The 25,173-nt window shown below is 37.7% G+C and carries 25 protein-coding genes; 19 read left to right on the plus strand and 6 right to left on the minus strand.

All coding sequences use genetic code 11. The annotated features are described in order from the left end of the window. Nucleotides 1-230 precede the first annotated feature (230 nt). From N7Z68_RS18500 to N7Z68_RS18510, 3 genes are all read left to right on the plus strand, one after another. Nucleotides 231-866, plus strand: a complete 636-nt coding sequence (locus tag N7Z68_RS18500; protein ID WP_275119957.1) for a hypothetical protein — start codon at nucleotides 231-233, stop codon at nucleotides 864-866. An 882-nt stretch (nucleotides 867-1,748) separates the two neighbouring features. Then, nucleotides 1,749-2,291 carry an RNA polymerase sigma factor gene (locus tag N7Z68_RS18505; RefSeq protein ID WP_275119958.1) on the plus strand — a complete coding sequence of 181 codons (543 nt, stop codon included), beginning with the start codon at nucleotides 1,749-1,751 and terminating at the stop codon, nucleotides 2,289-2,291. Continuing rightward, complete coding sequence (locus N7Z68_RS18510; RefSeq protein ID WP_275119959.1) at nucleotides 2,260-2,859, plus strand: hypothetical protein; 600 nt, start codon at nucleotides 2,260-2,262, stop codon at nucleotides 2,857-2,859. The genes N7Z68_RS18505 and N7Z68_RS18510 overlap by 32 nt, the downstream gene beginning before the upstream one ends. Before the next feature lie 71 nt (nucleotides 2,860-2,930). Here the strand turns inward: N7Z68_RS18510 and N7Z68_RS18515 are convergent, their stop codons facing one another. Next, the gene (locus N7Z68_RS18515) at nucleotides 2,931-3,524 is read right to left on the minus strand and encodes a biotin transporter BioY (RefSeq protein WP_275119960.1); all 594 of its coding nucleotides are present in this window, start codon (nucleotides 3,522-3,524) and stop codon (nucleotides 2,931-2,933) included. A gap of 219 nt (nucleotides 3,525-3,743) precedes the next feature. Here N7Z68_RS18515 and N7Z68_RS18520 point away from each other — a divergent pair, with 219 nt between their 5' ends. Then, nucleotides 3,744-4,586 (plus strand): DegV family protein, encoded by an 843-nt coding sequence (locus N7Z68_RS18520; RefSeq protein WP_275119961.1) that lies wholly within the window; start codon nucleotides 3,744-3,746, stop codon nucleotides 4,584-4,586. 309 nt (nucleotides 4,587-4,895) lie between these two features. On the opposite strand, the gene hbs is transcribed toward N7Z68_RS18520, so the two are convergent. Further along, nucleotides 4,896-5,168, minus strand: coding sequence for a non-specific DNA-binding protein Hbs (gene hbs, locus N7Z68_RS18525; RefSeq protein WP_075387876.1), 273 nt, complete (start codon nucleotides 5,166-5,168; stop codon nucleotides 4,896-4,898). A gap of 376 nt (nucleotides 5,169-5,544) precedes the next feature. Between hbs and N7Z68_RS18530 the strand changes: the two genes are divergently transcribed. From N7Z68_RS18530 to N7Z68_RS18545, 4 genes are all read left to right on the plus strand, one after another. Continuing rightward, nucleotides 5,545-7,071, plus strand: a complete 1,527-nt coding sequence (locus tag N7Z68_RS18530; protein ID WP_275119962.1) for an AbgT family transporter — start codon at nucleotides 5,545-5,547, stop codon at nucleotides 7,069-7,071. A 302-nt stretch (nucleotides 7,072-7,373) separates the two neighbouring features. After that, nucleotides 7,374-7,946, plus strand: coding sequence for a TetR/AcrR family transcriptional regulator (locus N7Z68_RS18535; protein ID WP_275119963.1), 573 nt, complete (start codon nucleotides 7,374-7,376; stop codon nucleotides 7,944-7,946). Nucleotides 7,947-8,238: 292 nt separating this feature from the next. Next, complete coding sequence (locus N7Z68_RS18540; RefSeq protein WP_275119964.1) at nucleotides 8,239-9,156, plus strand: ArsR/SmtB family transcription factor; 918 nt, start codon at nucleotides 8,239-8,241, stop codon at nucleotides 9,154-9,156. A gap of 87 nt (nucleotides 9,157-9,243) precedes the next feature. Continuing rightward, nucleotides 9,244-10,491, plus strand: coding sequence for an MFS transporter (locus N7Z68_RS18545; RefSeq protein WP_275119965.1), 1,248 nt, complete (start codon nucleotides 9,244-9,246; stop codon nucleotides 10,489-10,491). Between the two features lie 473 nt (nucleotides 10,492-10,964). Here the strand turns inward: N7Z68_RS18545 and N7Z68_RS18550 are convergent, their stop codons facing one another. Together N7Z68_RS18550 and N7Z68_RS18555 are read right to left on the minus strand one after the other, a co-directional pair. After that, nucleotides 10,965-11,810, minus strand: a complete 846-nt coding sequence (locus N7Z68_RS18550; protein ID WP_275119966.1) for a YihY/virulence factor BrkB family protein — start codon at nucleotides 11,808-11,810, stop codon at nucleotides 10,965-10,967. Nucleotides 11,811-12,069: 259 nt separating this feature from the next. Next, on the minus strand, nucleotides 12,070-13,263 hold the full coding sequence (locus N7Z68_RS18555) for an MFS transporter (RefSeq protein WP_275120009.1): 1,194 nt from the start codon (nucleotides 13,261-13,263) through the stop codon (nucleotides 12,070-12,072). A gap of 170 nt (nucleotides 13,264-13,433) precedes the next feature. Between N7Z68_RS18555 and N7Z68_RS18560 the strand changes: the two genes are divergently transcribed. The 7 genes from N7Z68_RS18560 (at nucleotide 13,434) to yugI (ending at nucleotide 19,751) form a co-directional block, all read left to right on the plus strand. Continuing rightward, nucleotides 13,434-13,862: a hypothetical protein gene (locus N7Z68_RS18560; protein WP_275119967.1), complete on the plus strand. Its 429-nt coding sequence runs from the start codon at nucleotides 13,434-13,436 to the stop codon at nucleotides 13,860-13,862. A 128-nt stretch (nucleotides 13,863-13,990) separates the two neighbouring features. Next, entirely contained in the window at nucleotides 13,991-14,461 is a 471-nt protein-coding gene (locus N7Z68_RS18565; RefSeq protein WP_275119968.1) for an S-ribosylhomocysteine lyase, read from the plus strand. A 349-nt stretch (nucleotides 14,462-14,810) separates the two neighbouring features. Beyond that, nucleotides 14,811-15,311 (plus strand): Lrp/AsnC family transcriptional regulator, encoded by a 501-nt coding sequence (locus tag N7Z68_RS18570; RefSeq protein WP_275120010.1) that lies wholly within the window; start codon nucleotides 14,811-14,813, stop codon nucleotides 15,309-15,311. Beyond that, nucleotides 15,311-16,489 (plus strand): aminotransferase, encoded by a 1,179-nt coding sequence (locus N7Z68_RS18575; protein WP_275119969.1) that lies wholly within the window; start codon nucleotides 15,311-15,313, stop codon nucleotides 16,487-16,489. Before N7Z68_RS18570 ends, N7Z68_RS18575 begins: the two co-directional genes overlap by 1 nt. Nucleotides 16,490-17,244: 755 nt before the next feature. Beyond that, nucleotides 17,245-18,036, plus strand: coding sequence for a hydroxyethylthiazole kinase (thiM, locus tag N7Z68_RS18580; RefSeq protein ID WP_275120011.1), 792 nt, complete (start codon nucleotides 17,245-17,247; stop codon nucleotides 18,034-18,036). Between the two features lie 10 nt (nucleotides 18,037-18,046). Beyond that, a complete protein-coding gene (locus N7Z68_RS18585) occupies nucleotides 18,047-19,255 on the plus strand; it encodes a DEAD/DEAH box helicase (RefSeq protein WP_275119970.1) in 1,209 nt (402 codons plus the stop codon). A gap of 70 nt (nucleotides 19,256-19,325) precedes the next feature. Continuing rightward, nucleotides 19,326-19,751 (plus strand): S1 domain-containing post-transcriptional regulator GSP13, encoded by a 426-nt coding sequence (gene yugI / locus N7Z68_RS18590; protein WP_275119971.1) that lies wholly within the window; start codon nucleotides 19,326-19,328, stop codon nucleotides 19,749-19,751. An 82-nt stretch (nucleotides 19,752-19,833) separates the two neighbouring features. Here yugI and N7Z68_RS18595 read toward each other — a convergent pair whose 3' ends face one another. Beyond that, a complete protein-coding gene (locus tag N7Z68_RS18595) occupies nucleotides 19,834-20,061 on the minus strand; it encodes a DUF378 domain-containing protein (RefSeq protein ID WP_075387890.1) in 228 nt (75 codons plus the stop codon). A 244-nt stretch (nucleotides 20,062-20,305) separates the two neighbouring features. On the opposite strand from N7Z68_RS18595, the gene N7Z68_RS18600 reads away from it, so the two are divergent. The 4 genes from N7Z68_RS18600 (at nucleotide 20,306) to N7Z68_RS18615 (ending at nucleotide 24,838) form a co-directional block, all read left to right on the plus strand. Then, nucleotides 20,306-21,469 carry an iron-containing alcohol dehydrogenase gene (locus N7Z68_RS18600; RefSeq protein WP_275119972.1) on the plus strand — a complete coding sequence of 388 codons (1,164 nt, stop codon included), beginning with the start codon at nucleotides 20,306-20,308 and terminating at the stop codon, nucleotides 21,467-21,469. 86 nt (nucleotides 21,470-21,555) lie between these two features. Beyond that, complete coding sequence (locus tag N7Z68_RS18605) at nucleotides 21,556-22,908, plus strand: glucose-6-phosphate isomerase (RefSeq protein ID WP_275119973.1); 1,353 nt, start codon at nucleotides 21,556-21,558, stop codon at nucleotides 22,906-22,908. Between the two features lie 131 nt (nucleotides 22,909-23,039). Beyond that, complete coding sequence (locus N7Z68_RS18610) at nucleotides 23,040-23,450, plus strand: YugN-like family protein (protein ID WP_275119974.1); 411 nt, start codon at nucleotides 23,040-23,042, stop codon at nucleotides 23,448-23,450. A 320-nt stretch (nucleotides 23,451-23,770) separates the two neighbouring features. Then, a complete protein-coding gene (locus tag N7Z68_RS18615; RefSeq protein WP_275119975.1) occupies nucleotides 23,771-24,838 on the plus strand; it encodes a hypothetical protein in 1,068 nt (355 codons plus the stop codon). Nucleotides 24,839-25,015: 177 nt separating this feature from the next. On the opposite strand, the gene N7Z68_RS18620 is transcribed toward N7Z68_RS18615, so the two are convergent. Then, complete coding sequence (locus tag N7Z68_RS18620) at nucleotides 25,016-25,165, minus strand: hypothetical protein (RefSeq protein ID WP_275119976.1); 150 nt, start codon at nucleotides 25,163-25,165, stop codon at nucleotides 25,016-25,018. Between the last annotated feature and the right edge of the window lie 8 nt (nucleotides 25,166-25,173).

Consider the following 25,173-nt stretch of genomic DNA (forward strand, 5'->3'; position numbering starts at 1 on the left):
AAACTTGAAAATAAAAGATCAAAACTTGAAAATAAAGCTGCTAAACTTAATAACAAGCATCAATTTAAATAATAAAGTATCCATTTTAATATTCCGTTGCTCATTTTAGGTTGGGTTGCAGCTATGATTTTATAATTTTTTATTTTTTCCAAAAAAATGATAGATTAATGAAACTTTATACAGGGTAAATACGTCTATATAAATAGTATGGATGTGTTAGGGGAATGTGTATGAAGTTTAGATTGAAAATGGTTGGTATAGGCTTAGTTTTTCTCATTTTAAGCGGTTGTTCTACTTTTGATGAAAGAGAAATTATTTATCATTTAAATGAAATTTTTAGCACGTCTTCGCAGCTTTTTCAAAATCATAGTCCTTATGGGGAATTGTTTTATAATGAACAGTTCCACACATTCGATGAAATAAAAAAACTGCTAGACACAAAAGTAACAGAAGATGGCCTTTCTTACATGGTCGATCGCATTTTTGAAGAAGACGATGAGGTTTTAGTGTACAAGCAGCCATTTCAAACGTATATTCAAGAGTCGAATGTTTATAGCTCTACAACAACTAATCTAACAAATGGTTACTATGAAACGGTGAGAGAAACCATTTTAAATCCAGGTCTTCGTTTATTACCAGAAGACGAGCTAGTCTTTGAAGAACAAGGGGATACCGTTGTTGTGACAGGGGAGAATGTCTATATTGAGTTTTACAATGAAGAAGAATACGGCGGTTCTGCGCACCAGTATGCTCGATACGGGTATCCCGCAAATGATGTCTTATCTGTTACTTTTACTTTTGTGAAGGATGAGAATGGGTATTTGTTAGATTCTTTTAAAATAGAAGATGGAGAAAATGTTTCTTGACTATATAAAGTAATGTAATAAAAGTCTGTAAAAGGATTGAAAAATAGATATTATGCAGTCACTTTCAGAGTAAAGGCACTTGGGAAACCGAGTGCTTTTTAGTATAAAATTTTGGCATAGATGGTTTTCGACGAGGGTGAAAATTTAAAAGTACCAAGTATAAGGGCAACACCGCCTAATCTTCGTCCCTAAGGCTCGCCAATCGGCGAGTTTTTCTTTTGTAAGAGTAGATTTTATAAATTCGAAGACGTCTAGTTGCAGCGCCCAGTGAGAGACGAGCAACACTTCGCTCACCCTCCTTATGATACGTCAGTATTGGTTGATTAACCGATATTGCGCTTACTTTTCCGGTGGAAGGAATGAAGACGTCCAATTATAATCATTTTTTCTTATAACTTTTTTTACGGACTGAGGAGCCCTTATATTAATGGAATCATTCATATTTGGATATTTGACGGACACACAGGCCTTTATTGAACCAAAATCATTGAAAAATATCACGAATAGTAGTAAATAAGAGCCTCTGAGGCCTCTAAATCAAGAAAAACTAGGCTTTCGACAGGGATAAGCGCCTGTGTGTCCGCTAATTTACTTTGGATGAGTTTGACTCAATTCCATTCAATTCAAGTATAAGTCTAAGTTGAGACTTATTAACGTGAATTGAATGGAAAACTGTAACTTTTTACTAATTCATTCGTTGTAAGAGTATAAAAGTTTTATCTCGTTTAACTGCTGCTGAGACTCCTACATCAAGTCTTTTGGAAAGCAAAAAGGATAAGTGGGGGATAAGCGCCCGTAACAACTCGATTGGATCAACTAATTTTAGTGGGAATTGAAGCCCCCCGACTAAAAAAATTACACTTTATGGGAGGAGTGAAGAGTTTGGAGCATGAGGAATTAATCGAAATTATAAATGATTGGTACACGCTTCATAGTCTCGAACTGTTTCAATACATTTTTTTCATGATTCATGAACATGAACAAGCAAAAGATTTAATGCAAGATACATTTGTCCGGGCCCATAGCCATTTCGATATGTTTGATGGAAACAATGCGAAAGGCTGGCTGTTTAGAATCGCCAGAAATGTAACAATTGACTATCTTCGTAAACAAAAGACTAAAACTCTGGTGACGAATCCTTTCATTCTTTTTAAAACAAGTAATCCGTCTGCAGAGCACATGGTTACTGCGAGCGAAACTGAACGAGAGTTATATTTTGCATTAAGTAAGATAAAACGGAATTATCGAGATGTAATCATTCTTCGCAAAATTAAAGGCTTTTCGATCGATGAAACGGCTAAAATACTTGGTTGGAGTCAAAGTAAAGTGAAAACAACCTTATTAAGAGGATTAAAAGCTCTAAAGAAACAATTAGAAAAGGAGGGTTATTCAGATGAAGGAACAGAAAGAGATTATCGAGTATGATGAGCACTTACGGACATTAGGGCAAAAAGCAACATTGAGTGAAGTAGAATTTACAGAAACCAGGCGTAAACTGAACGAAAGGATTAGCAAAGATCCATTAAACAAAGAAGGTCAGAAGATGAGTCCAATTAAAAAAACATATATGATCGCAGTAACCTTTGCGTCTCTGCTATTCATTGTTTTATTCGTTCCTAGTTTAATTGAGCTTTTGCAAGGAAATGAACATGCAGTTCCTCATGAAGTAATAGATACTAGTGGAACTGTTGAACAAGCAGGGGGGAGTAAAAAGTCAATTGGGATAGGGCCCATCGTAATTCTGTTCCTGTTTAGTGTGTTAGGATTTATCTGCTTTTACTTTGCATTTAAGCCACGCAAAAATGACGATGAAAGCTTTCTTGACCTATTTGGCTATGAGTCGTTCTTAACAATAGCTTTTGCTATCCTTTTATGGTTTTGTAAAAAAATATTACCGGAAGTGGCAGCTCTATTCGTCTTCAGAACGATCGTCTTTGCTTTCGGTATCATCATATTCTATTACCTGTTCTTATTCATTTCAATAACGTTGTAATAAACGGTGCCAGGCACCTTCAGTACTGTACAGTACTGAAGGTGCCTGGCACCCATTTATTTATGCAACTCTTAAGATGCTGCGTTCAAGCTTCTTGCGTTTTTGCGAGTGGCATTGTAGACACGTTCGCAAATGACTGCGCCGATGGCAGTAACGATAAGGTCTTTAATGAGTGGTGCAATCATCCAAGCCCAAGCCATACCGTAAGTAAAGCCTTCTGGAGCTTGTGCAATCGTAATGTAAGCGAAATACATATAGTTTGTACCAAGAATGTACGTAATGGCAAGCCCTGTGTAACATGCGATTAAAAACGTTTTTAATGAAGCATCACTAGCTTTTTCAATGATTTTCCCAGTCACATAAGCAATTAAAATAAATGAAAGAATAAATCCAAATGTGGGTGAAACGAGTGTAGCTAAGCCACCTTTTAATTGAGCAAAGATAGGAGCTCCTACTAATCCGACTAGCATATAAACGGTCATCGCAATAGCACCTAATTTACTACCTAGTAAGGCACCGGCCATAATGGCAAAAATCGCTTGAAGTGTAATTGGAACACCGCCGATCACTAAAAATGAAGTTACGTTAGCGCCGATCGCCATCAGTGCTACAAATAAAGGAACCATGACTAGATCTTTCGTTTTAAATTTTGACGTTGTAGACATATTGTTCACCTCTTGAATAGTTTTGGTTAACAATATGATATTTAAAGTTAACGGTTGTGTCAATGTAAATTTTCAAAATTACAAGTATTTAAAATAGGAAAAGTATTAGTCAATTTTGACTATACTCTTTACAAGTAATTCATTGACCATTAAGCTTGTTATAAATATCTATTTTTATTGATTAACTATTTTTTATAATAGTAATAAGAAGGGGTTAGTATGAAAAAGATTAAGATTGTAACTGATTCAACTGTTGATTTCTATGAGCAATTAAAAGATTTAGATGTTGAGGTCGTTCCGTTGTCTGTAACAATTGAGGGGAAATCTTATTTAGACGGTGTGGATATTACGTCACAAGAATACATTGAAAAGTTAACACAAGTTGAAGAAATCCCTAAAACATCTCAACCAGCTGTAGGTACTTTTGTAGATACATATAATCGTCTTGGAGAAGACGGCAGTGAGATTATTTCAATCCATATGACATCTGGTATGAGTGGAACAGTTACTGCGGCTGAAACGGCTGCAGGTCTAGTTGATGTTCCAGTTACCGTTGTAGATTCCAAGTTTATTTCAGCTGCTTTGTCTTTTCAAGTCATTGAAGCAGCGGAAATGGCGAAAGAAGGCAAAAGTAAAGAGGAAATCTTACAACGTTTAGAGGAAGTCAGGTCGAATACATCACTTTATATCATGGTAGATACGTTAGACTATTTAGTGAAAGGCGGACGTATCGGCAGAGGAAAGGCATTAATCGGTTCATTGTTAAAAATTAAGCCGATCGCTTCATTAGCAGACGGTGTCTATACGCCAGTAACAAAGGTAAGAACGTATTCTCAGTTAATTAAATATGTTCAAGGACAGTTCAAAGAAGAAATGAATGGGAAGACGGTAAAATCGATTGGAATTGCTCATGCGGATACCGAGTCGCTTGCCAATCAAATCAAAGAATCATTTAGCAATGGCGGGGTTAGTGAAGATAAAATAAACATAGCCTTTACGACTCCAATTATAAGTACACATACAGGACCAGGTGCAATTGCTGTAATGTATTACGCTGAATAGTAGAAGGATAAACAAGAAAAGGCCACGCTTGCGGCCTTTTCTTGTTTAATGTCGGAAGCGCCGCTAAACGGACGCTTCCGCTTTTCGTTTGTCTAGCTGCAGACGCCATCGGCTTGAGGTCGCTTCGGTCCATCAAACGTGTCCAAAAGACAGGACACTTATTGCTGGCCCTCCAGCGCTTGTCGCCGATAAGCAGGCGTCTTCCGCCTTTCAGGTGTGAATTTATATTAATTCTGTTCACATAAGTCTTGCTCCAGCTGTTCGAATTCGCTTAACAGTAAAATATTGAAATTAGATCTGTATGGTTGCTTATTTAACTGCGTCTTTTAATTGCTTACCTGCTTTAAATGCAGGTGTTTTACTAGCGGCGATTTCGATTTCCTCACCCGTTTGTGGGTTTCTACCTTTTCTGGCAGCGCGTTCGCGTACTTCAAAGTTACCAAAACCGATAATTTGTATACTCTCACCTTTTGCTAGTGTATCAGAAATGACTTCAAAAAGTGAATTGACACAAGTTGAAACATCTTTTTTCGTTAACTCCGAGTGCTCGGCAACCGCATTGATTAGTTCAGTTTTATTCATATAATTTACCCTCCCAAATCTACTAATTTTACTTAGTTGCTATCATCGTTGCCGTTTTTTTAATAAATATACATGAAAACAAGAGATTTAATGGAATTTTTTACTTTTTACAGCCCAATTATGCAAATCATGAATAAGGAAAGTGGATTTTTGGGTCGAACAATACTCATTTTAGGTGGAAGGGAAATTTACTAGGGTGTAAACATATAGAAAACAAATAAAGGTTTAATATTAGGGGAAAATATAGGAAGAAAAAGGATAAAATTAATAATACTGAATTTTAATAATTGCCTTTAATCCTATCTCTGTATTGTATATAATAAGAAAATGTGTTTGTAATATAATAATTTTCTAATAGTTATAAAGGAGGTCAAGCATGAGAGACAAAAAGAAAGGCTTTGTTTATCAGTCGCTTGATGTGATTGAACGGGTCGGGAATAAATTACCGCATCCTGTTACGCTATTTGCTATCTTTGCTTTTTCTGTCATTTTACTTTCAGGACTTCTTTCAGCCATTGGTCTTTCAGTAGAACACCCTGCAAATGAAGGGGAAGTTCTAGAAGTCAAAAATCTAATGAGTGCTGAAGGAATTCAGTATATGTTTACAAGTGCGGTTGCTAACTTCACAGGATTTGCACCGTTAGGTACTGTGCTTGTCACCATGTTGGGGATTGGTATTGCTGAACGATCCGGTTTAATTAGTGCCGCGTTGCGGGCCTTAGTTACATCGGTTCCTAAGCAACTAATTACAGCAGCTCTTGTATTCGGTGGGATTATGTCAAGTATGGCTGCCGATGCAGGTTACGTTGTATTAACACCGCTTGGAGCCGTCCTATTTGCTGGACTAGGCCGACATCCACTAGCCGGTTTAGCAGCGGCATTTGCCGGTGTATCAGCCGGATTTAGTGCCAATCTATTATTAACATCGCTCGATCCATTATTAGGTGGTCTGACTCAAGAAGCCGCAGCTGTATTAAATCCAGAGTATGCGGCAGCGATGAACTACGCGATGAACTGGTACTTCATGATTGCCAGTGTGTTTATGCTAACGATTGTTGGTACACTCGTTACTGATAAAATTGTAGAACCGCGTTTAGGAAAATACGAGGGCGGTATTACCGAAACCGTAAATGGAATTTCTTCTGTAGAGAAGAAAGGGTTAATTGGAGCGCTTGTATCATTTATCGTAACAGGTGCTGCAATTGCACTATTAATCGCTCCAGAGTGGGGGCCGTTACGTGGTGAAAATGGAGAAGTTATTAACTCCCCATTCTTCGCTTCACTTGTACCCGTCATTTTAATCATGTTCTTTATTCCTGGTTTTGTTTACGGGAAAATTACGAAATCGATTAAAAATGACAAAGACGTGGCAGATCAACTTTCTGACACGATGGCGACAATGGGATCGTATATCGTATTAGCATTTGCTGCTGCACAATTTGTGGCTTACTTTAATGAAACAAACCTAGGATTAATTCTAGCGATTTCAGGTGCGGAATTCCTGGAAACAACAGGGTTTACAGGATTACCGTTAATTTTAACGTTTATATTTGTAGCTGGTGTTATTAACTTATTTATCGGAAGTGCTTCAGCGAAATGGGCGATTATGGCTCCGGTATTTGTTCCGATGATGATGAATTTAGGGTATTCCCCTGAATTAACGCAGTTGGCATACCGTATTGCGGATTCGACTACGAATGTCATTTCACCGCTGATGCCATACTTTGCAATTGTTATTGCTTTTGCACAAAAGTATGACAAGAAGGTGGGTATTGGAACATTGATTTCGACCATGCTCCCATACTCCATTGTCTTCTCGATTGTGTGGGTAATCATGCTAATTGTTTGGATGACTTTCGGTATCGACTTAGGACCAGGTTCTCCAATACATTACCAGCCATAATAGAAAAATAATGTGTCAACATTCTACCAAAAAGGTTGCTGGTATTTCAGCAAAGGTAGGATGTTGGCACTTTTCTAGTTCATACGTTCTGTTTTCAAGTTCTTATCCGATAGGTCCAGCTATACGTGGTAAAATGGAGCTTCTACTTTTTTGTACTTAAATTCCAATATTTCCATGAAACTTTTTTACCTAACATATCGTCTATATTGTAAGATATAGTAAAAAGTATATTTTAAACATATTGGAAAAATTTACAACTTAAGACTAGTTTTGTTCTTAGGTCAGGGTGTGGAGGGGAAACCGTGGCGAAAGATAAAAAGAAAATAATCATACAAGCAGCAACAAAATCATTTTCATTATTCGGGTATAAAGCGACAACGATGGATCAAGTAGCGAAAATTGCAAAGGTAGGTAAAGCAACGATTTATACTTTTTTTGCAACGAAAGAAGAATTATTTCAAGAGATTATTAATGATCTTGCCAGAGAAATGGAACAAGTGGCAACCGAAGAGATTGATCATGAACAACCTTTCTCTATTAACTTACATCGAGCCATGCTACGTATTCTTGATTATCGTGAAACGCATACTTTAGTTATAAAACTGTTCCAAGAAGTAAAGGAATTCGGTACTCCAGCTTGTATTGATGCAATTGCTCGGCTTGAGGAGGAAATTCTCTCGTTTATTGAACGGGAAGTTGTTTATGCGTTAGATAAAGGTCAATTAAAACCTTGTGATCCTAAAATAACGGCTTTTCTTATTTTTAAAATGTATATTTCGCTTGCCCATACGTGGGGTTTGAAAAATAAACGGATCCCTAAAGAAGAAATTGCAAATTTATTGAATTTGTACTTGATGGAAGGCATCGCAAATTAAAACTGAATTACTACACCCATTAGTGTTTCGGGAAGGTGAAAAATAGTTGCTGCTAAATACAAGTAGCGACTATTTTTTTTGTTGACGTATGTGTCAATTGAGCTCGTTGGGAGTTCTTTAGCAGGTTCGGTGTATCAAATAGGATTTTCCCTATTAAGTGGGTAATTTTGTATTGAACGTTAACTGTGTAAATGCGCCTATTTATTGAAAAATTTTACAAACGGATATTGCTAAAAGATATCTGTTCGATTATAATCGAACTATAAACAATTCGATCGGAGTCGAACTAAAAATGAAAGTAACAATTACATTTCATCCAATCTATGAATTCTTCACAAGTTTCTACGTCTTTTCCGATAAAGGGGGACAAAAAAGAACGGATCTTGGGCTTAGTTGGGTTAACGAATTGAAAACAAACCTTAGTGCCGAATTTCTCGAGGAAGTGAAGAAGAAGGAAACAAAAATAAAAGTTGCAGTTATTCAATATTACTTGCTGTCCCAATCGTTTGATGAGCATAGCGGCATTTTAGAGCTTCTCAGTCAAATAGAGCAGGAAGAAATGAAAGAACTAATTACACCTGCTTATGAATGTACTGAATTTAAAGATCAAATTCCACCAAACGTTAAAGATGTAATTCCGTTTCTAAGAGAATGGTATGATGCATATTTTTCAACGATCGATGACCAGATACTGAACAATTTAAGGGAGAGTGTAAAAAAAGGGCTTGATCTACAACAGCAGTTGGATGATTCACAGCTTGTTGAAAAGCTAACAAATGGGATCATTCCGCCGAAAGAAAGTGATCGAGACGCTTTATTAATTCCGCAGTATCACTACTCGCCAACGATCTTGCATGAAAAAACCATTGATCAATATATCTACTTTTATCCGGTGGATGCCAAACCAGTAGAAGCAGGAAGTCCACCCATTGAGTTAATGCGGACAATACGGGCTTTAAGTGATGAAAACCGGATGAAAATACTAAAATATTTAGCGCAAGGGGATCGAACATTTTCTGATATCCAAAAATTTATAGGGTTAGCAAAAAGTACAGTTCATCACCATTTAATAGTTCTTCGCTCATCAGGGTTACTTAGTTTAGTTCTTTTTGAAAACCAACAACATCAATATCGCTTTCGAAAAGAAGGATACATGGGGATAGAACAATTGCTTAGTCGTTTTTTTACTGATAACGATAAAGAGAAATAAGCATAGAGAGAGATCTAGTTTGCAGATGAAATAAAGGTATTAAAATAAATAGATTATAAGTGAATTGAATAAAAGGAAGGCGAAAAAATGGGAAACTTATTTAAAAATCGTGCGTTTTCAGCTGTTTGGATCGCTCAGGCTTCCTCTGCTCTCGGGGGGACGTTTGCAACATTCATCATTTCGTGGCTTGTCTATGAATTATCAGGTTCAAAGATGGCGATGGGAAGTATTTGGATTACATTTATGGTTCCATCACTACTAACAACACTTCTGGCAGGACCTTATCTAGATCGATTTGATCGTAAAAAGATTATGATTTTATCTGAGTGGGTTCGTGCAGCCGTTTTCTTAGTGCCGCTTATTTTATATCCACTAGGGTTACTAAATGTATGGCATTTGTACATCGTTGCAGCGACGTTGGGGGTAGCAGAACCGCTTTTCAGGCCAACGAGTATGGCATATGTTGCTCAAATTTTACCGAAAGATAGGTTAATGAAAGGAAATTCCTTATTAGAAGGAACGATGCAGCTCATGATGTTAATTGGTCCCGCTCTTGGCGGGTTATTGATGTCAGTGTTAGGGGTTGTCCCTGTCCTTTCTTTCCTAGTCTTTTGTATGGCTGTATCAGGATTTGTCTTATTATTTATTCCAAGTGCCAAGAAGAAGGTAGCTAGTGAGAAAAAAGAAACATGGTTTGTACAGTTTAAAGCTGGTCTTAAGTTTTATCGAATATATCCTGTTTTGTTTTGGATTGGAATTTTGCTGATGATTTCTAACTTCAGCTCTGGAGCGGCAATGCCGATGTTCCTTCCTTTTGTCCTTGATCATCTCGGGGGTAATGAATTTCAGTACGGTTTGTTTATGTCAGCCTTTCCTTTAGGTATGTTATTGGGCTCGCTCGTCACAGGAACGTTTAATCAGCCGAAAAACCTTCGCCGCGTGATGTTAGGCAGCTTATGGATGGGTGGGGTGTTACTGGCTCTCCTTGGTTGGGTAACGACGTATTGGATGGCGTTAATCGTTGTGATGTTCTCAGGATTTTTCGCAATGGTCTTCACCATTAATAACACGACATTCTATCAAAAACGAGTGCCTGATGAAATCCGTGGCCGTGTATTCGCAGTTCGTACGTTACTTGCACAGTCGGGAATGCCAGTCGGTGCAGCATTTGGCGGGCTCTTCGCTGAAATGTACAGCTTAACGGCTCTGTTCACGTTGCTAGGAATTCTTTCAATTATTACGATTACGGTTGCTTGGTTTGCTAAAGTGTTCTACCACCTCAATGATGAAATCGAAGAAGATCAAGCAACACTTCAAGTTGCTGTCACAAAATAAATACGATGAGGAAGAAACACCCCAATACTACTGTATTGAGATGTTTCTTTTTTTTGATGTATGAGTAATTCGAATGTATGAGTGGAAACTACATGCCACGCGACTAGTAAACTGTATAAACGGGGAAAAATTACATATGGCACGAGAATGAAAAATTAGCGGACTTGAGAGGCCCTTATTTCGTTAAAAAGTGCCTTTTTTATTACTTAAGGGACTCCAGAAGCCCTTATTTCGGTGTATTCGCCATGTTTATAGATGTTTTTTAGCAAATAAGGGCTTCTGAATGCTTTAAAATAGAAAAACTTTGGTTTTTCTGCTAAATAAGGGCCTCTTGAGTCCACTAAAAATTAGACACTCCAAATTCTCCTCGTCATTCAACAAAACGAACTAATTGGCACGCTTCCTCTCCATGTCCCTTTACCTTTATCGTTTTACCGCAACTTACTTATCGATCAACTAAGGAAGGATCAGTTTCACTTTTCCGTTTTTAAATTCGCGCGGTGGTTCTGTAACGTAGCATTGATTTCTCCGCCAATGACGAGAATTAAGCCACTTAAGAAGAACCAAAACATTAAAATGATCACGCCTCCTAGACTGCCGTAGGTTGCTGAGAAGTTCGCGAAATTCATAACATAAATGGAAAAGCCTAATGAAATCAGCTGCCATGAAATGGTCGCAAACAGCGCACCGTAAATCGCATCTTTAAACCCAATTCTCCGATTCGGACCAATCATATACAAAACGACTAAAACCAATGTCATAATGGCTATTCCAATGACCCAGCGAAGCCGGTTCCACAAAATAAACGCATGGTCTGTAATATGAAAGATCGAGTCAACTGCCTCTAAAATCAATTTTCCGAAGACAGGTAAGACAAGAGTGACCATAAAAACGATGACTAATCCAAGCATCAAAATAATAGACAAGAGTCTAACTTTTATAAAGGATCTCGTTTCTTCAATGTTATGAGATTTATTCAGTGCCCGAATTAAAGCATTAATTCCATTGGAAGCTGACCAAATCGTCGCAATAATACCGAAAGAAAGTAGACCGCCTTTTGGTTCAGCAACAAGTTCCAAGACAGTTGTAATAAATAAATCAGCAAGTTCATAAGGGGCGTACTCCTCAACAAACTCATAGATCTGTGAGATATCTAACGGCAGATAGGGAAGTAACGCTAAGATAAAAATGAGAAGTGGGAAAATTGATAGCAAAAAATAAAAGGCAAGCTGTGCTGCCCAATCTTGTATGGGATCTTTTTTTAGTCGTTCATATAATTCGCCGAAAAACAAAAGCGGCGGTATTCGATTTGATTTCATAAGGCTCATCCTATCTCATTCATTACTAAGGAAAGTACTATGTACAAAGATACTATTGTCATTAACTAACAATTCAACAACGCAAGAAATAATCCTGCCTTACTATAAATTCCCTAAAAAACGCTGCTTAAACCTGTTGTTTTAGGCGGTACGTTTCGCTATAAATGAAAAAATGCTAAGGTACGTTTAGTTTAAAACTAAAGACACCCTAGCATTCTTTGAGACGTTATAAAATTTTACCGCATCTGAATAATAGACATTATGCTGTCATGTTTGTTTTTTTCTCTTGAATCCTTTTGCTTTCGCGCGAGACGGATACCCATAAAAAGATCGCACTAATAACGAGAAGAAATCCCGAAATATAGAATACCATGCCAATCCCGAACGCTGCAGCTATCACACCACCCATTACAGGCCCAATGACATTTCCTAGAAACCGGAAGCTTACATTATACCCTAACACTTCGCCTTGCATGGATAGAGGTGCTAGTTGTCTAATATAGGCGGTCATACAAGGAAGCAACCCGCCGATTTGTAGACCGAATAGAAAACGTAGGATAATAAGTTGCCATAGTTCGGTTACGAGTGCTTGCGGAATAAAAAACAAGGCAGAGGTAAACAGCAAAATGATTAATACTTTTCCGTGGCCAATCTTGTCGCCTAAAGATCCCCATCTACGTGTAGCAACTAAATTTCCGAGCCCGGTTACTGAAAAAGCAAAGCCTGCAAGAAAAGCCAAATTCTCAGTACGGGTTAATTCATGAACGTAGAGAGCTAATAATGGCTGGATACTGAAATTAGCTGCTTGAATAACAAGAGAAATTAACATGACTGACACTAAAATTGGACTTTTGAATATGTGCATAACGACTTCTTTTCGCGTATACACTTTCTTCTCTTCGCCCGCTTCTTTAAAAACAACTTCTTTAATCCCAAATAACACGAGGAATGAAGCTATGATGATAACAGCACCAGTTATCGTAAACGTGTATTGGAACCCTACAGTGTCGGCTAGCAATCCACCGAGTAACGGTCCGCATAAACCACCGCTTACCGTTCCTGTTTGCAAGGTGCCGAGTGTTCTTCCTGCGGTTTCTTTTTTACATTGTGCTGAAATTAACGCAGCAGACATCGGTATAAAACCGGTCACGACTCCCATGAAAGCCCGTAGTATAAACAACTCAGTGACGGAAGTGACAAACCCCATTAAGAGGACGCTAATTCCAATTCCTGCTGATGTAATGACTAATATTTTTTTTCGACCGTACTTATCGCCAAATCTTCCCCAAATCGGTGAAAATAAAAAGGCAACGAGAAATGTTACACCGAATACGTAACCTGCCCATTGCTGAACGTATGCATCAGAAAAATCGCCTAATGTTTTAATGTACAACGATAAAAATGGTAAAACCATTGTAGCACTAGCAGCAACGAGAAAGTTAGCAAACCACATAATGACAATATTCTTTTTTTCTATCGTCACGGTACACACCTTCTTGTTGAAAATTATTTCGGTACTCTAAATATTATAGAGGAAATGACATAAATATGAAAGAGAAAAGTGCTAGCAACCTCTAAAAATGGTACTATAATAATGAAAATTGACAGCTGGAGGGAATGACGTTGGAGAAGATCTATCACACAAAAGAAGGTAAAACGATATGGGTGATTTTAATTTTTTTAACAATCATTAATTTATTTATGTTGAATGAACGGATTATGTTTTTACCCTATATTGCCCTAGTTATTTTTGTATGTGCACTTTTTTTGTCCTATGAATTTAAAATAAAAGGCAACACATTAACCTATCGGGTTATTTTATTTGGCCTGGTGATTGTTAAGAAAGAGGCAACAGCGGATGAAGTAAAAGAAATTTATTTTATCAGCTTACGAGGAGTCCCGAACGTACTCATCAAACCAACTAAGGGGATGCGCTGGAAGCTGGCGAAATTTAAGCCAGAAACGTATGCGGATGATGTTTATGATTTTGCCGAGCAACACGGCATTAAAAAGGTTGAATTAAACGGTTACCAACCGAGTTATAGAAAATAGATAATATTTAATTGTGGAACATAAGGATGAAAACGATAATTTTATAATTATTCAGAATTTATTAGACAAATGATCATTCCATCCCTTATACTTGTTGGAAAAAGACCAGTTCTTAGGAGTGATCATCTATGCCGACAGTAGAAAGTTTTGAACTCGATCATACGATTGTAAAAGCACCATTCGTTCGCCCTTGTGGTACACACAAAGTTGGAAAAGACGGTGTTGTTAATAAATTCGATATTCGATTTTGCCAGCCAAACAAACAAGCGATGCGCCCAGAAGCGATTCATACGCTAGAGCATTTGCTGGCATTGAACATTCGCCGCTTTGCTGAGGAGCATGAGCATTTTGATATTATTGACCTTTCCCCAATGGGATGTCAAACAGGCTTCTACTTAATTGTAAGCGGTGCTCCGTCAGTGGAGGATATCATTGATGTTCTCGAGCAAACGATGAACTACTCGATTGAATTAACAGAAGTTCCAGCGGCCAATGAAAAACAGTGTGGACAAGCGAAGTTACATGATCTTGAAGGGGCACAAAAGCTGATGAAACATTGGCTGTCGCACGACAAAGACTTTTTAAAAGAAATTTTTTAGTGGGTAAACATAGTAAGTTTGAACTGCACGTCACCTTTGGCTAGAAAAGGTGGCGTGCAGTTTTTTTATGGTCTCATAACAAAAAAAATTTTACACTTGCTATGAGGTGACGAAAGTCTGATTGTCATTTTTCATAATTACCTTTTACTATAGAGGACATATGTTTTTATTGAAAATGGCCTTATAAAACCTAACTTTAGAAAGTAAGTTCACGTATCGAAAAACGCCTCTGCTAACCTAAAGATTAACTTTGGTGAATTTTTAGAAAAGTAAGTCCTTAAAGGCAGTTAATATGATATTATAGACGAAATAAAAAATACACATACAACGATTAGATAGAAAGGGGAGTATACGGGTGAATAGTAAAGAAATAGAAATTCTCCAAATTATTGAAGAAAATGGCCGTATAAGCATAAATACATTATCGAAAATGTTGGATTTAAGTGAGGAAGAAGTTGAAAATATCCTAAAGAAACTCCAAAAAGAAAAAGTAATTTTAAGTTATTCAGCTGTTATCGATTGGAGTAAAGTGCATGATCATGAAAATGTAACAGCAGTGATTGATGTGAAAGTAACGCCGCAACGAGGGGTAGGCTTCGATGATGTAGCAGAGCGAATATATCGTTTTCCGGAAGTAAAGGCGCTTTATTTAATGTCAGGTGCTTATGATTTATCGGTTGTAATTGAAGGAAAAAGCATGTCTCAAGTCGCTCGGTTTGTTTCAGAAAAATTATCGACACTCGAATCCGTTATTTCAACTACAACACATTTCCAATTAAAAAAATATAAACACGATGGTGTTGTGTTTGAAGACGGTGAGGAAGACCGTAGAATTGTGGTGACTCCGTAATGACGAATTCTACACGAATAAACCAACGTTTATCAAAAACTGTTCAGTCCATTCAACCGTCTGGCATCCGGCGTTTTTTTGATCTCGCATCGACGATGGATAACATTATTTCTCTCGGTGTTGGGGAACCTGATTTTGTCACACCTTGGAATATTCGCGAAGCCGCATTCTCTTCGATGGAAAGAGGGTTTACAGCCTATACAGCAAATGCTGGACTTCTAGAACTTCGTGAAGAAATTTCAAAATATATGAGTCAAGAATTCTCCCTTCATTACAGTCCTGCAAGTGAAGTGCTTGTTACGGTTGGAGCAAGTGAGGCTATTGATATCGCGATCCGTTCGCTTGTCGATCCTGGAGATGAAGTCATTGTTGTTGAGCCGACGTTCGTTTCATATGCACCGATCGTTTCTCTTGCAGGAGGGGTTCCAGTATCTGTAGGGACGAAGAAAGAAGACGCATTTAAATTAACGCCTGCTCAATTAGAAGCAGCGATCACACCAAAAACAAAACTTGTGATGCTATGTTTTCCAAATAACCCAACAGGTGCGGTGATGACCAAAGAGGAGCTCGAACTCATTTCTCATGTCATTAAAAAGCATGACTTACTCGTATTATCAGATGAAATCTATGCAGAGCTCTCTTACGACACGAGTCATTATTCGATTGCCCGCCTGCCAGATATGCGTGAACGTACCGTTGTCATTTCAGGCTTTTCGAAAGCTTTTGCAATGACCGGATGGAGATTAGGATTTACACTCGCCCCTGAAGACATTACAGCGGCGATGTTAAAAATCCATCAATACACAATGATGTGTGCATCTACACCTGCTCAGTATGGGGCGCTGGAAGCGTTGCAAAACGGCTTAGCTGATGTAAAGAAAATGGTTCAAAGCTACCATCAACGTCGTAATTTTGTGGTTAAATCGTTTGCAGAAATTGGCTTGCCGTGTCACACACCAGGCGGAGCTTTTTATGCGTTTCCTTCGATAAAAAATACAGGGTTTGACTCAGGAGAATTCGCAGAGAAGCTTCTTCTCGAGGAAAGAGTGGCCGTTGTTCCAGGAAATGTCTTTGGTGCCGGAGGAGAAGGACATATTCGCTGTTCTTACGCCACATCTATGGAAAACCTAGAAGAATCGGTCCGTCGGATTGGACAATTTTTAGAAAAGCATTGTTAAAGCTTACTCAATCGAATAGTATTTTCAAATGCTGTCCCTAGAAGCAAAAACGCAGTTAGCTGAGGCTAACTATGCAAAATTGCTTCAAAGGACAGCATTTTTTAGTAGAAAATTTATCTTTATAGCGAAGATGATAAATCCTTGCAAACATCAAACCATCCGAGAGTTTATATAGATATTTTCCCTGGGATTGGTAAAGGGAAGGTCTAAGTTGAGAATTAGAACCAAATAATTTCAATAAATGGAAAAAGAAGAGACTAAGTATCGGTTTAGAACAAGAATATTCCTGAAAATGGTAATATTAAGTTCTAAGCTGAGTTTTAGAACCATAATATCCCTAGAACTGGAAAAAAGAGAGTCTAAGTTTTGTTTTAGAACAAGAATGTTCCTTAAAATGGTAATAATATGGTCTAAGTTGAGGTTTAGAACCAAAGTATCCCTAAAACTGGGAAAAAACGCAGACTCTAAGTTATAGACTAATACAATTTAATTCCAATACTCGGAAAGTTCCTCCGTTGTGACTCACAACATTGTAATAACTCGAAATATTACCGGTTCAACCTGCACTCATCTCAAAAAACTCATACATTCTCAACATTTATCGTTTAAAACCATACAATCAAGACAATAAAAAAAGACAAGGCGTTTACACCTTGTCTTAAAAGGGGGAATACTATATGGTAGTAAACAGTTATTCCCCGATATTTACGACTTTATACAAAATCCAATAAAATAAATTAATTGAGGTGTTAATGATGTACACTTTTGAAAAAATAAAAGTGGATCAACCGTTAATTCATTGTATGACCAATGTAGTCGTGACAAACTTTACTGCAAATGGCCTGCTTGCGATCGGTGCATCACCCGTCATGGCCTATGCAAAGGAAGAAGTGCAAGACCTCGCGCAAATCGCTGGGGCCCTATTATTAAATATCGGCACATTAAATAATGAGCAAGTGGACGCGATGGTATTAGCAGGACAAGCCGCAAACAAAACAGGTGTTCCGGTTATTTTAGACCCAGTCGGAGCTGGTGCTACCGCTTATCGAACGGAAACGACTAAACGAATCCTTTCTGAAGTAAACTTTGCTGTCCTGCGCGGAAATGGTGGAGAGGTTGCCGCCTTACTAGGTGAAAGTGGTATGATAAAGGGTGTTGATGGTTCAACGACACTTCCGAAAGATGTATTAGCGAAAAAAGCAAAAGAAATCTTTAATACAATTACAGTTATTACCGGAGAAACGGACGTTGTGACAGACGGTGAACAAACGTATGAAATAGCAAATGGGCATCCGTGGATGACAAAAGTCGTTGGAACAGGATGTTTACTTGGCGCAGTATTAGGTGCATTTCTCTCGGTGAATAAAGAAAATCCAGTGCAAACGTTAGCTGAAGGGTTAGCTTTTTATGGAATCGCAGGAGAAATCGCCTATGAACAAGCAAAAGATAAAGGAATAGGTACATATCAAGAAGCCTTTTTAAATGTATTACATCAGATGAATGTTGAACAATATGAACAATATAAGAAGTTTTCAATTATAGAATAGAGGGATATATGTGAGTAAAACATTTTTAGATTTAGGATTAAATGAACGCTATGTAAAAGCATTAAGCGAAAAAGGTATAGAAACACCGACGAAAATTCAAGAGCAAGGCATCCCGGCCATTATCGAAGGTAAAAACGTCGTGCTCCATTCTCAAACCGGCAGTGGCAAAACGTTAGCTTTTGTTCTCCCATTACTTGAAAAGCTCGATGAAACAAAAAAAGACCTTCAAGCTTTAATTGTCGCGCCTACACAAGAGTTGGCCATGCAAATTTTTCAAGAAGTAAAAGATTTAACAAAAGATACGCCATATGAAGTCGAAGCGTTTATCGGCAGCGGTAACATCAAACGTCAGTTAGAAAAATTAAAAAAGGTAAAGCCGCAATTAGTCGTTGGAACACCCCGTCGTATTATTGAACTAGCTGAATCAAAATTAAAAATGCATCATGTACAAGCTGTTGTTTTTGATGAGGCTGACCGACAAATTTTAGATAGAAAAAGTAATGAAGACTATGTACAGTTAGAGCGTAAAATGCCTGGAAACTGCCAATTTATCTTTGCATCAGCAACCGCGACACCGGAACTGATGAACCGCCTCTCTCAGAAGGTATCTGATCCCGTTTTCATTTCTGTTGATGAGGGTATAGTAAAAAATAAGATCGAACATTTATTTATTGTCGGTGACAGAAGACAACAAATTGACCAACTTCGAGGAATGATCCGCAATCTAAATATTTCAAGAGGGATGGTATTTGTTAACAACTTAGAAAGAGTAAAGGAAACCGTTGATAAACTTAATTATCATGGGGTTAAAGCCGGCGCGCTGTCGAGTGAGCAAGACAAATTTCAAAGAGCAGATGTGATGGAAAAATTCAGTAAAGGAGACCTTCAAATTCTAGTGGCAACGGATGTTGCTGCTCGTGGAATTGATATTCAAAACGTTACGCATGTGATCAATCTCCAATTAACTGACGAGAAAGAAGGCTACTTGCACCGTGCCGGACGAACGGGACGCATGGGTAAAGAAGGAACTGTTATTTCGATCATCACAAAGCATGAAATCAATAAATTAAAAAAATGGGCAAAAGCTTTTGAAATCACACTTCATGAAAAACAATACCAATATGGGAAAATAAAGGATTATGAAAAGGAACAAAGTCCTCAAAACCGTAAGCCAAAGCCTGTTTATTCAAAGGATAAGAAACAGTCGGCTAAAAAGTAATTTTTTTGATTTAATATTAAAGTTATGTTAGACTAAGAAGGTTAAAAAATATTTAGGAGTTGTATAGTGTATGGTAGCAAATTTAGAAGTAGGTAGCATCGTAGAAGGAAAAGTAACTGGTGTTAAAGCGTTTGGTGCGTTTGTAGCATTAGATGAAAACACACAAGGACTAGTTCACATTTCTGAAGTAGCCCACGGTTTCGTTAAGGATATTAATGAAGTTTTATCAGTAGGAGACGAGGTGAAAGTTAAGGTATTAACAATCGATGAGAACACGAAAAAGATTTCTTTATCTATTCGTGCAACTCAACCGGCTCCAGAGCGTCCAGAAAGAAAAGAGCGTCCAGCTCGTCCGGCTCGTCCACAAGGCGGCGGAAGAAAGCAAGAAAAACAAAGTGCAACTCAAGGTTTCAACACGCTTGAAGATAAGCTAAAAGATTGGTTAAAACAATCTAACGAAATTCAAGCAGACTTAAACAAACGCTCTAAGCGTTAATCGAATAACCAAAAGGAGAGACCTGCTCGGAAACAGGTCTCTCTTTTTTTTCCATAAATATAAATTTGTAATCATTTACATATTAACGCTCTGGTTGAGGACTTCTTTCCAGTTCTTCATCAGGCTTAAAGAGAATGGAAATACAATAAAGTCCAGCTAAACCAACAAGTGCATAAATAAAGCGGGAGAAACCAGCTGCCTGACCACCAAAGATTGCAGCCACCAGGTCAAATCGGAAGAACCCAATTAAACCCCAGTTGATGGCTCCAATGATTGCTAATACTAAAGCTGTACGCTGAATGCCACTCATAACATCCACCTCCGTCAATTTTTGTAGCACTGATAAAGATTGTGCTCTTTTTTTAGAATGAGGTATTTTCTATAGAAATATGCATTCAGCAAATTTCTTTCTAAATTACAAAAATTTAAACCTTTGTTTAAGAGGATTTCACCGTCAATTTATCTAATTAGAATTAGATAATACTTTTCGTATCTAGTTTGTTGCAACGAAGAGATTTCTCGTTAATAATAATGGTGAAGGGAGTTGTATATACATGCAATCATTTGCGTTTGTTAATCCAACGAAACTAATTTTTGGTAAAGGTCAGATCGAACAACTCAGTAAAGAAGTAAAAAGGTATGGTACTCGTGTACTACTTGTATATGGGGGGGGAAGTATCAAACGAAACGGTGTTTATGATGACGTTCTTAATGAACTTGAAAAAATAAATGCTCATATCGTTGAATTGTCAGGTGTTGAGCCCAACCCAAGACTGACTACTGTTCAAAAGGGAATTGATTTATGTCGCCAAGAAGAGGTTGACTTCGTATTAGCTGTAGGTGGCGGCAGTGTCATCGATGCCGCTAAAGCGATCGTCGTTGGAGCTAAATTTGATGGAGACATTTGGGATGTTATTACGAGAAAAGCACGTCCAACAGGTGGATTGCCATTGGGTACGGTTTTAACTTTAGCAGCCACAGGTTCTGAAATGAATGCCAACTCCGTAATTACAAATTGGGAGCTTAACCAGAAAGTAGGCTGGGCTAGTCCATATTCTTTCCCGAAATTTTCAATTCTTGATCCAGCTTATACATTTTCAGTTCCTAAGGATCAAACGATTTATGGAATTGTCGATATGATGAGCCATGTACTTGAAGCGTATTTCCATCAAACTGCGAACACACCGCTTCAAGATCGGATTTGTGAGTCGATCCTGACAACGGTTATGGAAGTCGGTCCTAAGCTTGTGGAAGACTTACAAAATTATGATCATCGTGAAACTATTTTATATTGCGGCACGATGGCACTGAATGGTTTTACGCAAATGGGAGCTCGTGGAGATTGGGCGACGCATAACATTGAGCATGCCGTTTCTGCTGTCTATGATATCCCGCATGGTGGCGGACTCGCAATTTTATTCCCGCATTGGATTAAATACGCAATGTCGGAAAACTTAGACCGTCATGTTCAGCTGGCCACTCGTGTTTTCGGAGTAGATCCAGAAGGAAAAACGGATGAGCAAATCGCTTTAGAAGGTGTTGAAAAACTTTCAGCATTCTGGACAAGTATTGGTGCACCGGTACGTTTAGCTGATTATGATATTGATGACAGTCGCGTGGAGGAAATGGCAGAGATTGCTGCATTGTTTGGTGATTTTGGAAACTTTAAGAAATTAAATAAAGAAGATACAGCTAAAATTTTAACAGCTGCTCTTTAAAAAGAGCATGTTACCTTGATGTAAAGGAAAAGCTATTAGAGTAGAGAGAGTGGAGAATGTATTTCAATTTAGGAGGATCAACATTAATGAGTACGATACGCTTTGATTATTCAAAAGCTACACCATTTTTCAACCAATATGAGATTGACTATTTAAGCGGAGCTGTAGAAACAGCACATCAGCAATTACATAATGGAACTGGAGCAGGAAATGATTATATTGGGTGGGTGGATCTGCCTGTCAACTATGATAAAGAAGAATTTTCACGCATTCAACAAGCTGCACAAAAAATCAAGTCAGACTCCGATGTTTTATTAGTAATTGGAATTGGTGGATCTTATTTAGGTGCACGAGCTGCTTTAGAAGCACTTCAGCATTCTTTTTATAACGTATTAGAGAAAGAGAAACGCGAAACGCCACAAATTTTCTTTGTAGGTAACAATATTAGCTCCACTTATATGAAAGATTTGTTAACTGTCATTGAAGGAAAAGATGTTTCTCTTAACGTCATTTCTAAATCAGGAACAACGACAGAACCTGCGATTGCTTTTCGTATTTTCCGCGATTACTTAGAAAAGAAATACGGTAAGGAAGAAGCGACGAAGCGCATTTATGCGACAACGGATAAAGCAAAAGGCGCATTAAAAACAGTTGCGACAGAAGAAGGGTATGAAACGTTCGTCATTCCTGATGATGTGGGTGGACGCTTCTCTGTACTTACAGCAGTAGGTCTGCTTCCGCTTGCAGCAGCGGGTATTGATATTGAGGCGATGATGAAAGGGGCACAAGATGCACGCGAGGCATACAGTAACCCAAGTCTTTCAGAAAATGAGGCTTATCAATACGCAGCAGTTCGGAACGTCCTTTATAACAAAGGAAAAACGATTGAGTTAATGGTCAATTATGAACCATCTCTTCAGTATGTTTCTGAATGGTGGAAACAATTGTATGGCGAAAGTGAAGGGAAAGACCAAAAAGGAATTTTCCCAGCGTCTGTGAACTTCTCAACAGATTTGCACTCTATGGGGCAGTATGTTCAAGACGGACGTCGCGATTTGTTTGAAACCATTATTAATGTAGAAAAAGTAAGAGAAGAAATGATTGTTGAAAAAGCGGATAATGATCTCGATGGCTTAAATTATTTAGCTGGTGAAACGGTCGCTTTTGTAAATAAAAAAGCATTCCAAGGAACGATGCTAGCCCATACAGATGGTGGCGTTCCAAATTTAATTTTAAATGTTCCAGAAATGAACGAATATCATTTTGGGTACATGGTGTACTTTTTTGAAAAAGCATGTGCGATCAGCGGATATTTACTTGGCGTAAATCCATTTGATCAACCAGGGGTTGAAGCGTATAAAACGAATATGTTTGCTCTTCTAGGTAAACCTGGTTTTGAAGCAGAAAAAGCAGAACTCGAAAAACGATTAAAAGACTAACGAACAACAATCCTGTTTCTTAGTCCATACGTAAATAAAAATGTCTTGTCGCTCGATTGAGTGTGCAGGGCATTTTTTAATGGAAAGAGGGTAAGCTAAAGGTAACAACGTGAGTGAAAGGATGAAGCAGGATGATCGAATTAAATTCTGCCATTGAGAATAAACAATTTAAGCTTCAACATTTGGAAGAGAAGTTGAAGCCACTTGGTTATGTAATTGGTGGTAATTGGGATTATGATCATGGCTATTTTGACTACAAGGTGAACCAAACGGTAGGAAACTATATTTTCTTACGAGTGCCCTTTACAGCGGTCGATGGCGAGTTAGATCAAAAAGGAGTAAAAGTCGAATTAGGGAGACCCTTCTTATTAAATCATGACTTCCAGGAATCACTCGATGACAACATATTAGAGTATAACTCCTTTATGAACCAATTTTCTGAGCCAGAAAATAAAGATGCGGAAGTCCCGCAAGACATGATCGCTCATGGACAAAGCTTAGTGCAAGAGCTCGAAGCAACGCTGTTGTTTTTTCCAAAATAAATAGTAAAAGGGCGAACATACACGTTAATTAAACGTTTGTTTAAAGTAGCAGGGTGTCGAATTGTGATATATTGCGTCGCTTTTCCGATATATTAGGAAGTTTCGCCGATATATATGATTTTACGCCGATAAAGTTAAAAAGCTTGTATATTCAGTGTACGAACCACTACTTTTCTTTAAAGTAGTGGTTTTTATCGTGGACATCAGTTCATAAGTAATGGTTAATTTACCTTATATTACCTATACAATAAATACTGTATGATAATAATGGTCAAAAATTAACGCTTTTCTATGAACATTGTACGATGGAGGGGAAAAACTTGACGAACCGACCATGGGAAATTGAAAAGATTAAGAATAACGTTAAATATTTAACGAACGGAGCGATTGTTCTTACAGATGAAGAGGCTGAGCTTTGCCAAAGTCTTTTAGAAAAAGATGGAGAAGATATTAAAGCAATCGTTGAAGCCACTTACCATTTGGAATGGGAAAACAAAGATTATGAGGGGCTGTTAGTGTTTTCTGATTATCGAGTGCTGTTTTTTTCTCGAATAGACAGTGGAGAAACCGAACTGGATTATATGGAAACCTATGAGTATCCATTTATCTCAAATGTTACAACGAAAGACGAAACATCGTTGAACCCACAGTTGACGTTTACCTTTAAAGCACCTCGGAAGGAAATGGTTGTATATCGTAATATTGATCGCACGAAGATGGATACAATAGTTTCGATGATGAACCACTATAGTTCAAATAGAAAGCTAAAGGATTACAAGAAAAGTAAAAGTAGCGGGTGGGCTGTTAAAGTAGTCGGTGGAATTTTAGCTGGCCTTTTTATTCTCGGGTTGATTGGATTTTTTGTAGAAGATGAAGTAGCAGAAGAAAGTCATGAGCACGTATTTGGAGAGTTTGAAGACTGGGAAGAGTCGGCCTTAAAGGTTAGTATTAATGAGAACCAGATTGACGTGGAAGATTTAATTGAGTATAAGATTAGCGAAGCATATTTTACAAATATTATTGAACCTCCAAATTATAACAAAGATTATCCTACCATCTTTCAGTTAAAACCGGAGGATAACACGCTTTATTATGTAATAGAAATGAAAGCAGTTAATATTTCTGATCAAACGATTGATCCGATTATGGATATTCCGATCCTATTTACTTTAATAGAGGATGGATTTTATGAATTTTTTACTACTCCTCTCTATTTAAATACTGATTTAAGCGACTTTGCTTTCGACAAAAAACTCTTGCCAGAAGAAGAAGCACATAAGTATTTGTATTTTGAAGTACCAAAAAAACTACAAGATAACGAAAACCGGATCGATTTAAGAGTGAATCATTATTATGATTATAAAGGGCAACTGATTAATTTACGGTAAGTGCTTTGAGGTATATTGGTCATAAATAATGTTGGATGAAAAATATAGGACCCTTAATAAATAAGAGTATAACGGAAAAGATAAGCGTACAAAATCGATGCGATTAAGTACGCTGTTTTTTGTGATTTGCAAAATTTTTCCCAATTTTGAGCCAGTAATGAAATGGCTGTTTTATTGCTATTTCTTATCAATCGCCTTCGCATCTTGCATCACTTCTTCTAATACATCCATTTCAATCATGTCGTCAGCAATCGATTTTTTCTTTTCTTCTTTATGTGGTTGCCGATCGTGGTTGTTTCGTGCAGCTTGCCTGTTCCAATCGCTCATAAAATTCA

Source organism: Alkalihalobacterium chitinilyticum, assembly GCF_029028005.1.
GTDB lineage: Bacteria > Bacillota > Bacilli > Bacillales > Bacillaceae_F > Alkalihalobacterium > Alkalihalobacterium chitinilyticum.